We start from the raw sequence: 7,512 nt of genomic DNA on the forward strand, positions 1-7,512 counted from the left end.
TCGTCCGTCAGGCGTTTCGGTCGATCCACTCACAGAAGGCGTCGAAGTCGTTCGCTCCGGCACTCTCGGCGATATCTCGGAGCGTTCCAGTCCGGAGTTCGTCGTGGAGCGGTACCGTCACTTGGCGGCGGTCGTCCTCGTTCGTCGGGTGTTTGTAGTACAGTTGCGCGTGATCACCGGTCGTCCGTTGCCACTCGAATCCGCCGACGTTTACCAGTACCTTCGCAACCTCTGGTCCAGAGAATGTCCGTCGCGCCATCGCTTAGTCTAGTACGTCCGGCGGTTCCTGATCTCCGGTGGTGTTATCGGCCGGATTGATCCCCGCTGCACGCAATTCTTCGTCAGTTGGTGCACGACCACGGTCGCCATCGTGTAGTGCAACGGCGTCATCGAGGTTTTCCAGAGCTGCTTCTCTCGATTCGCCCTGTGTGGTGACTCCCGTCTCCACGTCCTTGGCGATCCACCAGTTGTCCTCTTGCCAGAGACGAATCTCGCCATCGTGGATGTCACCGTCCCGAGTCGAACTAGCCATCGTATGTAGTATTGTGTAACGGGTCGTATAAGCATTCGGCAGAGCTTCCTCGTGACGAAATGAGGATGGATTGAATAGGTCTGATATGATAGCCGGCTCGCGCTGTGTCTCTTGCATATCAACACGAGTAGTATTCTTCTCTGGTTGTGTTCCCCATTGATCAGTTCGCACGTCTACTCACCAGTTCTCCAACGACCACAACTGCCTTCTGACTAGTTCTATCACACTCGCTGGGCACAGGCGACCGCGAATGGGAACCGGTCGGAGGCATTCTCGTTCTCGGACTCTATGGTCGAGAAAGTGCAGACACAGTCTCCCAATCCACCGACCACACAGCAACAACATGAAACTGTGCTGTCGAAGTGCCTTTTTACCAGCCCCACCCAGGGGAGGTATGGAACGAATCGAGCTGTCAAATCGCGCGTTCGAGGGGGACAACAACGCCTACCTGTTCAACGACGGGCCGGAGACGGTGCTGGTCGACACAGGCGACTGGCTCGAAGGCTCTGAAGGGCAACTGCGACAGGAACTGGCCGCCCGCGATATCAGCTTCGCGGACGTTGACCGGATCTTTCTGACACACTGGCACGGCGATCACATCGGGCTGGCGAGCACAATTCAGCGCACGGGTGACGCAACAGTGTACGTCCACAGCGCCGACACTGCCCTCGTCGCCGGTGACGAGGACGCGTGGGCGGAGATGCACGACCTCCAGGAGAAGTACTTCGACCAGTGGAACATTCCGGAGGAGGGCCAAGACGTGCTGTTCGGACTGATGGACGGGTCGCCGTACACTGAAGACCCACCGACTGTGACGCCAATCGAGGACGGCGACACGTTCGATATCAACGGAACCGAAATTCGAGCAGTCCACGCGCCGGGTCACGCTGCGGGGTTGTGTATGTACGAGATGAGCGACGGTGACAGCCACGAGGTGTTCACCGGCGACGCACTGCTTCCGCAGTACACGCCAAACGTCGGCGGCGCAGACGTCCGCGTCGAGCGACCTCTCGAAAAGTATCTGGAAACGCTGCAAAAAATCATCGACGCCGGGTACGACCGCGCGTGGCCGGGCCACCGCGACCCAATCGACGACCCAACTGCCCGCGCCGAGCATATCATGCACCACCACGAGGAGCGGTCGTGGCGCGTGCTCGACGCACTCCGCCGACTCGGCCCGTGTGATGTCTGGACGGTGAGCGCAGACCTGTTCGGTGACCTCGAACACATCCACATCCTCCACGGCCCCGGCGAGTCCTACGCGCACCTCGAACATCTCGAACGCGACGGTGTGGTCGAGCGCGACGGCAACGAGTACCGGCTTGCCGAGGGCACCGAGGCGGACCTCGACGAACTGGACGAAGAGTACTGGCCGTTGGTCTAACTCACTTCGGTAACGCCGCGTCGTCGGGCACCACTTCTCGGTCGAGTTCTGCGACAACCTGCTCCAGCACTGGCACCATATTCTCGGTGTCTTCCTGGTTGTACTCGATAAGTCGCTCAATCGCGCCGTCGGTCCCTCGTTCGTGTTCGTGCCAGAGCCTGACGGCCTCGCGACCGTCGACGTCCGGCAGCTCTCGGCCAATACCGAGTTCGTGTTCGATTTCGCTCAGTCCACCCGACAGGCCGACTTTCCGGCAGGTCGGCATCAGGTCGAGATGTGGGATGTCGAGGTCGATGTCAAAATTGTATTCGAGGAAGGGAATGTCGAAGCGTGCGCCGTTGAAGGTGACGAGCAGGCCAGCGTCCTCGAACGCGCCAGCAAGGTCGTCTCGCGTCAGGTCGTCGCCGCGAACGAGCGTCTCGGTCTGGCCGTCCTGATGGAGCGAGACTGTGGTGACGACACTGGAGCGTTTGTCCAGTCCCGTCGTCTCAATATCGAAAAAGCACGCCTGGTCGGAGAAACTCTCGTAGAGTCGCCAGCGCGACCCAGTTGGAAAGGCCTGGTCGAAGTAGCGCAGGTCGTCGTCAGCAATCGCCTCGCGACCCCCCTGAATGAACGATTCGATGCGCTCGGCGCGGGTTGGCCCGACACCCTCGCAGTCGTGGTCGAACGCGTCCCAGTGGGTGATACCCTGCGTCCAGAGACGGCGTTCGATGGTCTCGCCGATGCCCTCGGCCCCGACGAAGGAGTGTTCGACTCGCACACCTCTACTGTGTGAGTCGCCGGATTAATCGTTTCGGTCGGGCACAACAGGCGCGCGTCGTTCCGTCAGCACCGACGAGAGCAGCGCCCGTTCGGCTTTCCGCAGATGTTCGTGCAGCGTTGCCCGGCTAATGTCCAGTTCGTCGGCCAACTGTTCGCTGGTAATCTCCCGTGGCCAGTCGTAATACCCCCGCGAGAGCGCTTCGAGGACGACCTCTCGCTGGCGGTCGGTGACTCGCGAGTCAGTCTGGTCGTCGAACTCGGTGAGCGTTCCAAGCGTAACGGTGCCGAACTCCTCCATGTCTGCGATGATAGCTTTGAGGTCTTGTCGGCGGAACACGAGGACGTGGTACTCCCGTTGGCGGCCGGAAACCGTGTTCGACCGCCGCAGTGTGCCGTGGTTCTGGTAAATCGCGGAATAGGCCCCACAGGAGGGTTTCGTGACGAGCAGGTGGTCGTCGTCGAGTCGGGCGACGTGTTCGACGTGGTCGGCGGCGTCGAGTTCGTCGCGAAATCGCTCCGTGTGTGCCCCTGACCGGATGACGAAGGTGACGAGGCCATCCTGCAACTCCTCGATTTCGATTGGCACGGGCTCGGCGAGGTCGGCAGTTAACCGCCGGAGGATACACTCGCGGTCCTGTGTGAAGTGAATTGTTGCGGTGAACATGCCCCCTATCTTGTGACAGAGCGCCACGAGACAAAAATCACCTCCGGTCGGACAGTCGCCTGCTCCCTTATCGGTTCTTGAACTTCTTCACAGACCGGCTGACGACCCAGGGCCGGTTTGCATCCTGGACCGACAGAAAGAGCACGTACGGTATCACCAGAAACGAGAACAGCATGAACGCCACGAGCGGGTGCACAAAGACACCGACGAAGATGAGGCCGGTAACCGAGAGTGCAAGCAACAGCAGGTGGGCATACGCAGCGTAGTTCGCTGTCATATCGTTCTCTGACTTCCTCACGATATTAAAGGCCCCTACACAGTTGCACAGACTGCGAAACCGATGGACAGTGTTTCCAACACAGCCAACAAAGAGAGTCGACAGCACCACTCAGGCGTTGACGCGTTCGAGATACTGGGTAACGACAATTTGGCCCTTCGAGGTGAGGACCGGCGACCCATCGTGTGACTCGATTAGCCCGTTCTCGTGGAGTGCTTGCAACAGTTGCTTGATTCGTTTGGGTTCGGCCCCGAGCACAGACGCAAGCGAGACAGAGTGGTCCCCCGTCGAATACAGCGTCGTCAGCAGCGCCGTCTCGGCTTCCGACAGCGACAGCTCGCGCAGTGCCTGCATCTGTTTGTCGTACTCCCGGCGGAGATAGCGACCCAGCACGGAGAGCGTACGCGTGGTCTCAGTCGACGCCACCGTTGTCAACGTGTCACCGTTGCGGACGTGGTCAACGACAACGGCCGGTCGCTGCTGGCCGTCGACCGTCCGGCGCTCGCGGGTAAAGTCGATGACGCTGTCGAGTGTAATCTGCACCGGCCCGTCGCCGGTTTCGAAGGTCAGCCCACCCGCTTCGACGCCGAGAATGCTGTCGCGGGCAGTGGTATCGAGGACGCGCCCGCCAAGTTTCGCCGGGTGTTCGAGCGTGGCGTTGGTGCCGTTGAGCAGCGCTTTGAACAGAATCGCGGTGAACTTCCGGATGGTCGATTCGTCCGTCGCGACGAGGATGACCTCCTTCTGGCCGGCACGGTTGACGGCGATGGTGATTGGCGTGCCCGGTAACGGGTCGAACACCTTGGGAACCGTATCAGTCCGGACGTCAAACACCGACGACAGCGGGATTGTTAGCTGTTCGTCCTCGCTTGCGACCAGCACCAGTTGGTCACGCCGGAGGACGAGACGGCCCGGCGTGGGCGTCTCGATATCGTCGGATTCGGCCACAAAGCGCGCGGTGAAGTCCGCCAGCACCGACATACGGGGCTGTACGGCGGACCGGCATTTCAGCGTTTCCACAGGTTGGGCCAGAAGCCAGTGTCGGCGAAGACGACTCTCGGTGGGGTTGCAATATATATACAGCCAACAGGTGTTGAGAGTACTCTTAGGCTCACTTCGGTCGTGTTGCTATACGGTAAGATATAGCATGACACACAATCTCGGTGTCGACGTCGGTGGTACGTTCACCGACGTCATCGTCTTCGACCAGGAGACACACGAACTGACCGTCGACAAGGTGCTCTCGACGCCGTCGAACCCCTCAGAGGGAGTGATCGAAGGTGTTGGAGAGGCAGTCGAGAAGGCAGGCACAACGGTGGGGGACCTCGACCTGCTCTTTCACGGGACGACTGTCGTCACGAATATGTTGCTCGAAGAGACCGGGTCGCGGGTCGGCTTGCTCACCACGGCCGGCCACGAGGATATCCTGCATCTGGCGCGTGCGTGGACACCCGGACCGCTGTACGGCTGGATGGATATGGAGAAACCAGACCCACTGGCCGACCTCGTCGACACGCGCGGAATTGAGGGGACGATTAATTCACCGGAGGGGGAGGAGACCGAACCGCTTGACGAAGCCGCCGTCAGAGAGGCCGTGCAAGACCTCGAAGCGGCTGGCGTCGAGTCGGTGACAGTGGCGTTGTTGAACTCCTATCTCAACCCTACCCACGAGCAGCGGGTTCGGGAGATAATCGAGGAAGAAGCGCCGGACCTGCCAGTATCAGTCTCTTCGGAAATCGTGCCGGAGTACGGTGAGTACGAACGAACGCTGACGACGGTCATCAACGACTACGCGCGGCCAAAAGTGATTGAGTATCTCGACGACCTCGACGACTCGCTGGCGGCCATCGGGTCGGAGGCGACGATGAACGTCGTCCGGTCAGATGGGGGACTGATGAGTTCGGCTGCAGCCAAAGACCGGCCAGTCGACCTGGCGCTGTCTGGCCCCAGCGGCGGCGTCGTCGGCGCAGCGACCATCGCCGACAAGAAAGGTGTTCCCGACGTGCTGACACTCGATATGGGCGGCACGTCGACAGACGTCTCGCTCGTCGAGGACGGCACTCCAGAAACGAGTCGCCAGACAAAAGTCGGCTATCGAGAGTTCAAATCGCGCTCTGTGGACGTGAACACGGTCGGTGCCGGCGGGGGTTCGATCGCTCGCGTTCAGTTGAGTGGCTCGTTGCAGGTCGGTCCAGAGAGCGCCGGCGCAGACCCCGGCCCGGCCTGTTACGGCCAGGGCGGCGAGCAACCGACGGTCACAGACGCCAACGTCGTCCTCGGTCGCATCCCGCCGTCGGTCGAACTGGGCGGGAAGATGGAACTGGACCGCGAGGCTGCCCACGAAGCAGTCGCGACAGTTGCCGAGGAGCGCAACAGCACGGTCGAGGAGGCCGCACAGGCGATTCTCGACATCGTCAACGAGAACATGCACGGCGCGTTGCGGGTGGTGTCGGTCGAACGCGGCTACGACCCCCGAGAGTTCGGGCTGGTCGCCTTCGGCGGCGCTGGCCCGATGCACGCCAACGCGCTGGCAGACATCATGGGTGCGTACCCGCTGATCATCCCGCCGGGGCCGGGCGTGATGTCCGCCTTCGGCTTCCTGACCTCGGACATCCAAAACGAGTTTAGCGAGACCTACCTGCAGACCGACCAGGAGGTCGACGGCGCAGCTGTCCACGACGAGTTGAAAACGCTGGAGGCAGAGGCCGACGAGTGGCTCGCTGGTGAGGGTGTCCCCGAGTCAGACCGCGCCTTCGAGTACTTCGCAGAGTGTCGGTACTACCGGCAGGATATCCAGATGTCGATTCCGGTCGACATCGAGAACCTGACCGAGACCGGACTCACGGAGATCAAGGCTGATTTCGAGGACCGTCACGACCGCCGATTTGGCTTCTCGCTCGATGCGCCGCTCGAGATTGCGAACCTGCGAGTCATCGGCAAGGGTGTCCTCGACGGCGTGACAATCGAGGAAGCAGAGCCGGGCACACCCGACCCCTCGGCTGCCAAAGTCGAGGAGACAGAGGTGTACTTCGACGGCGAGTACTACGCTACTCCGACATACGACCGGACGGCACTGCGGCCGGGTCACGAACTTGCCGGGCCAGCAATCGTCACCGGTGACGACTCGACAGTGGTCGTCCAGCCAGACCACGCTGCGACAATCGACCGCTATGGCAACATCGAAATCGAACGAGGTGAAGACCAATGAGCACTGAGACACCCGACTTCGTCGGTGACCACGATATCGACCGCACGACACTCGACATCATCGAGAGCACACTCGCGAATACCCGCGACGAGATGGACCGCGTCGTCGAGACGACGGCAATCAGTCCTGTGATCCGCGAGCAGTCTGACCAGTTCCCACTGATTGCTGACCCCGAGGGACGGATGGTGATGGGACAGTTCGGGTCGGCTATCGACGAGATTATCGAGAACTCGCCGTTCGAGCGCGATGACCTCGAAGACGGCGACGTAATCGCGACCAACGACCCCTACGCCTGTGCGGGTGCCGTCTCGCACACGCCGGATATGCTGTTGCTCCGGCCTATTTTCTACGAGGGCGACATGGTGGGCTATTCCAGTCAGTGGGGCAACCTGATGGACGTCGGCGGGAAGACACCCGGCAGTATGCCGGTCCAGGCCCGAACAATCTTCGAGGAGGGAATGCGTCTCCCGCCGGTCAAGTTGTACAAGGCTGGTGAGTTCGACGACGAACTACTGCAGACGTTCGCACACAACACTCGCCTGCCCGAGCACGCCGAGGCAGATTTGACCTCCTCCTCCGCCTGAAGGCGGAGGAATCCCGGCAAAGGATTCCCGGCTTCGCCGTTTCAGGTTTCAAGACGCATACGTTCCAAGCGTCGTTTGCTGATTTTCAGCATCGGCTT

8 protein-coding genes and 1 pseudogene are annotated in these 7,512 nt (G+C 60.9%); 3 read left to right on the forward strand and 6 right to left on the reverse strand.

Features of this window, described 5'->3' with window-relative positions:
- Positions 1-7 precede the first annotated feature (7 nt).
- Together ACMGFM_RS15930 and ACMGFM_RS15935 are read right to left on the reverse strand one after the other, a co-directional pair.
- Positions 8-259: a type II toxin-antitoxin system HicA family toxin gene (locus ACMGFM_RS15930; RefSeq protein ID WP_436903660.1), complete on the reverse strand. Its 252-nt coding sequence runs from the start codon at positions 257-259 to the stop codon at positions 8-10.
- 3 nt (positions 260-262) lie between these two features.
- The gene (locus ACMGFM_RS15935) at positions 263-532 is read right to left on the reverse strand and encodes a type II toxin-antitoxin system HicB family antitoxin (RefSeq protein WP_436903661.1); all 270 of its coding nucleotides are present in this window, start codon (positions 530-532) and stop codon (positions 263-265) included.
- 394 nt (positions 533-926) lie between these two features.
- Here ACMGFM_RS15935 and ACMGFM_RS15940 point away from each other — a divergent pair, with 394 nt between their 5' ends.
- Positions 927-1,916 (forward strand): MBL fold metallo-hydrolase, encoded by a 990-nt coding sequence (locus ACMGFM_RS15940; RefSeq protein ID WP_436903662.1) that lies wholly within the window; start codon positions 927-929, stop codon positions 1,914-1,916.
- Between the two features lies 1 nt (position 1,917).
- Here the strand turns inward: ACMGFM_RS15940 and ACMGFM_RS15945 are convergent, their stop codons facing one another.
- The 4 genes from ACMGFM_RS15945 to ACMGFM_RS15960 all read right to left on the reverse strand — a co-directional run bounded on the left by ACMGFM_RS15945 (position 1,918) and on the right by ACMGFM_RS15960 (position 4,603).
- The gene (locus ACMGFM_RS15945; RefSeq protein ID WP_436903663.1) at positions 1,918-2,679 is read right to left on the reverse strand and encodes a ribonuclease H-like domain-containing protein; all 762 of its coding nucleotides are present in this window, start codon (positions 2,677-2,679) and stop codon (positions 1,918-1,920) included.
- A 24-nt stretch (positions 2,680-2,703) separates the two neighbouring features.
- Complete coding sequence (locus ACMGFM_RS15950) at positions 2,704-3,345, reverse strand: helix-turn-helix domain-containing protein (protein WP_436903664.1); 642 nt, start codon at positions 3,343-3,345, stop codon at positions 2,704-2,706.
- 67 nt (positions 3,346-3,412) lie between these two features.
- A complete protein-coding gene (locus ACMGFM_RS15955) occupies positions 3,413-3,622 on the reverse strand; it encodes a hypothetical protein (RefSeq protein WP_436903665.1) in 210 nt (69 codons plus the stop codon).
- Positions 3,623-3,733: 111 nt separating this feature from the next.
- Positions 3,734-4,603, reverse strand: a complete 870-nt coding sequence (locus tag ACMGFM_RS15960) for a CheF family chemotaxis protein (RefSeq protein ID WP_436903666.1) — start codon at positions 4,601-4,603, stop codon at positions 3,734-3,736.
- Between the two features lie 166 nt (positions 4,604-4,769).
- Here ACMGFM_RS15960 and ACMGFM_RS15965 point away from each other — a divergent pair, with 166 nt between their 5' ends.
- Entirely contained in the window at positions 4,770-6,830 is a 2,061-nt protein-coding gene (locus ACMGFM_RS15965; protein WP_436903667.1) for a hydantoinase/oxoprolinase family protein, read from the forward strand.
- A pseudogene (locus tag ACMGFM_RS15970) lies at positions 6,827-7,411 on the forward strand (hydantoinase B/oxoprolinase family protein); the annotation flags it as partial. The gene ACMGFM_RS15965 and the pseudogene ACMGFM_RS15970, both read left to right, overlap by 4 nt.
- Positions 7,412-7,512 lie beyond the last annotated feature (101 nt).

The organism is Halovenus halobia (genome assembly GCF_051414135.1).
GTDB lineage: Archaea > Halobacteriota > Halobacteria > Halobacteriales > Haloarculaceae > Halovenus > Halovenus halobia.